A 3,850-nucleotide genomic window follows, 5' to 3' on the forward strand; every position below is an offset into this window, starting at 1 on the left:
CAGCGAGCATGGCACCCGGTTGCGTCGATTGCATCAGCCTGCCGCGCTCCGTTACCAGTGCAAGAGCATCTTCAAGGGTGAACACGCCCGAGAGGCAGGCTGCGACGTATTCTCCGATGCTGTGCCCGGCCATGGCACTGGGTTGAACTCCCCAATCCATCCAGAGCTTCGCCAGTGCGTACTCAATGACGAACAGCGCGGGTTGCGCCACTGCGGTCTGGGACAGATCAGGTCCGGTGGCGTGAGGATGTTTGGGGTACAGAACATCACGGAGATCGAAACCGAGATGGCCGATCAGCTTTGCGCAACATTCATCCAGACAATCGCGAAAAACGGGTTCAGCTTTGTACAGCTCGGCCGCCATGCCGACCTCTTGCGATCCCTGACCTGGGAACAGCATGGCTACCTGCAACGGGTTTGCGGCTCCAGAGCCGGAGATCACAGTTCTTTGCCCGGGCCTTGTCAACAGCACCTGGCGATGCGCGAATTCCCGGCGCCCGATCTGGAGGGTGTAAGCGGCATCCGCAAGGTTGGGAGGTTGTTCGGAATCGAGATAGGCCGTTAAGGCTTTCGTCATGCGGTCCCGCGAGGAGGAGGTCTTGGCGGAGATTGGCAGGATCTGCCATTCGTGCGATGGCACCGTGACAATGACGGGGGCCTCTTCAAGAACGACATGGGCATTCGTTCCGCCTACACCAAACGAACTGACTCCAGCCCGTCGCGGTTCGAGACCCTCTTCCCAATCGATGAGGGAAGAGGCCACGTAAAAGGGGCTGTTTTTGAAGTCGATCGCAGGGTTCGGAGTCTGGTAGTGAAGGCTCGGAGGGATCTTCCTGTTTTTCAGGGCGAGTACCGTCTTGATCAGGGCTGCCACTCCCGCTGCGGAGCCCAGATGTCCGATGTTGCTCTTCACTGAGCCGACTCCGCAGAACTGTTTGCGAGTGGTGTGGCGGCGAAATACCTCTGTGAGCGCAGCCATCTCAATCGGATCTCCGAGAGACGTGCCGGTACCGTGCGCTTCGATGTAGCCGATGCTCTCGACATCTACATCGGCCATGGCCAGTGCCGCGGCAATAGCGGCGGACTGTCCTGCGATGGAGGGCGCGGTGTAGCTGACTTTATCTCCGCCATCGTTATTGGTGGCAAAACCGCGAATGACAGCGTAGATCTGGTCGCCATCGGCGAGCGCCGCATCATATCGCTTCAAAACGACGAGGCCCGCGCCGTTTCCACCAACGGTTCCACGCGCCAAAGCGTCAAAGGTGCGGCAATGGCCATCCGGCGATTCAATCCCTCCCTCGCGCGAGAAGTAGCCACCAGTCTGGGGAACGGCAATGGCGCTGCCACCGGCGAGGGCAATATCGCACTGATAGCTTAGAAGGCTCTGGCATGCCTGGCAGACGGCCACGAGAGAGGTGGAACAGTTGGTCTGCACGGTGACTGCGGGGCCCTTGAGGTTGAGAGTGAAGGCCGCACGTGTCGTGAGATGGTCTTTGTCGTTGGAGAGGGTGATGGCGAATTGCCCGACAGATGCGACCAGCTCAGGGTTCGAGTAAATGTTGAACTGATAGCCGGACTGGTCCGCTCCCGCAAAGATGCCGATCGATTCCGTATAACGCATGGGATCATAGCCGGCATCCTCAAGAGCCTCCCAGGCGCACTGCAAAAAGATGCGCTGTTGGGGATCGAGGATCTGCGCCTCTGCGGGGGTGAATCCGAACAGACGTGCATCGAACAGGTCCACATCGGCAACAATAGCTCCACGACCTACGAAATTCGGGAGGGCCCGGGTGGCGGCATCGACACCGGCTGCCTCCAACTCGGCGGCAGTCAGATCGCGCAGGGCCTCGCGCCCAGCTTCGAGATTGTTCCAGAACTCGAGCGGATTTCGCGCATCGGGAAAGCGGCACGAAATACCGATGATAGCGACTGCAGTGTTCAAATCGTTTAGATGACTCATATTCTTTGTCGACTTACTCCGCTTCAACCTTTCGCCGGTTTCTACCGTTTATGTCCTGCGCCGAAATGCCATGCGCTGCTTATCAGCACGTTCGCGGATTTTTCGTTGTTCTTCCTCTTCATGATTTTTAGCCGCCGGTGCGGTCAGTGAGTCCAGATAGGCGCCCAGAGTGCTTACCGTGGGATAGCGAAAAAGATCGACCATCGTGATCGGAACTGGAACGGCTTCTCGCAGGCGAGCAAGCACACGGATCATCAGCAGAGAATTTCCACCCAGGCTGTTAAAGCGATTATTGATATCAAAGGGGTCGAGGCCGAGCACATGTTGCCAGATGCCGGCTACCAGCCGTTCGTTTGGCGAGTGAGGCAATGCAATATCGCGGCTTGCCGTCGTTGCAGGGCAGGAGGCCAGAAGGGCACGGCGATCGATCTTTCCATTCGGGGTAAGAGGCAGCGCGTCCAGAGCGAAGATAGCGGACGGCACCATGTACTCGGGTAGCCGTTCGCTCAGAATCCGGTGCCACACCTCGGGATCGGCTCCCGGGCTACCGGCCCTGGGGACGACGAAGGCCAGAAGGCGGGTGCCCTGCGCGTCCTGTGAGGGAATGACCGCTGCCTGTGCAATCGTCGGTTCTGCTGTGAGGATCGATTCAATCTCTCCCGGTTCGATCCGGAAGCCTCGTATCTTGATTTGATTGTCCACACGTCCGCGGAATTCGAGGATTCCATCCAGACGCCATCGCACCGAGTCGCCGCTGCGGTACATGCGTGCACCGGGAACAGAGGAGAACGGATCGACGACAAAACGCTCTGCGGTCAGGCCGGGGCGATGAAGGTAACCGATGCCGAGTTGCGGGCCTCCGATGTACAACTCCCCCCAGATGTTTGGGGGCGCCGGTTCGAGCGCGGCATCGAGCACGTAAAGCCGGTTATTTCCGGCAGGGACGCCGATGGGCACATCGCCGGCGACCTGCTCGCCGTTGGCCAAGCCATGAACGCAGCAACCTACGACCGTTTCCGTTGGGCCATATTCATTGACGATCCGCAGCCCAGAGACGCGCGAGGTCCAGAAGTTGGCGACATCGCCCGGAAGTGCTTCGCCTCCGACGACGAAGTTTCTTGCCCGTACGAGTGCAGCCTTGGGGCCGAGCAGCTCCGCAAGGGCAGTCAAATGGGCCGGCGTCAATTTCACCAGCGTAAATTCGCGCCCGCTGATGAGGAGCTCCGCCAGCGCTTCCAGATGATTCTCTTCAGGCAACAGGAAGACAGGCTTTCCAGCGGCAAGTGGCAGCCAAAGGCTCGTGACCGTGGCATCGAATGCCAAGGGAGTATTTACCGGCGCGCCGCAGCCAGAGCTGGTTTCGTACAGTGTTCCGGCCCAGGCGAGATAATTCGAAAACTCGCGATGGCGAATCATCACGCCTTTAGGCATCCCGGTGGAGCCGGAGGTGTAGATGACATAGGCTGTGTGTGTGAGCGAGAGGGAGAGACCGGGGTTGGTTTCAGGATAACCGGCGGTGCTTGCTGGCTCCTCTTTCAGGACGGTCACTGGAGCTGCGTCCTTGAGGATGGCTGCATAGCGCGCGGACGGGAGACCGGGGTCGAGTGGCAGATAAGCCGCTCCCGCCTTGAGCGTTGCAAGAATTGCCACGACCATTGGCATAGATCGCGGCATCGAAATGCCAACGAGATCTCCCGGGCGTACTCGTTGTTCGATCAGGCGATGGGCTAGCCGGTTGGCCCGTTTGTTCAGTTCTCCGAAGCTAAGTTGGGAATGGCCATAGAGCAGAGCAGGCGCTGTGGGATTGCGGTCGGCCTGGGCTTCGAACTGTGCGGTCACCAGTTTCAGGTCTGGGGCCTCGGGGCTTGCCTGATGGAAATGTTCGATCAG

Annotated in this window: 2 protein-coding genes; both read right to left on the bottom strand. The window is 59.2% G+C overall.

Annotated features, from left to right (window positions below; translation table 11 throughout):
* The coding region (locus GSQ94_RS15725; RefSeq protein WP_216843103.1) for a type I polyketide synthase at positions 1-1,960 on the bottom strand (1,960 nt) is incomplete at its 3' end.
* Positions 1,961-2,008: 48 nt separating this feature from the next.
* The coding region (locus tag GSQ94_RS15730; protein WP_158944824.1) for an amino acid adenylation domain-containing protein at positions 2,009-3,850 on the bottom strand (1,842 nt) is incomplete at its 5' end.

Source organism: Granulicella sp. S190 (genome assembly GCF_009766095.1).
GTDB lineage: Bacteria > Acidobacteriota > Terriglobia > Terriglobales > Acidobacteriaceae > Edaphobacter.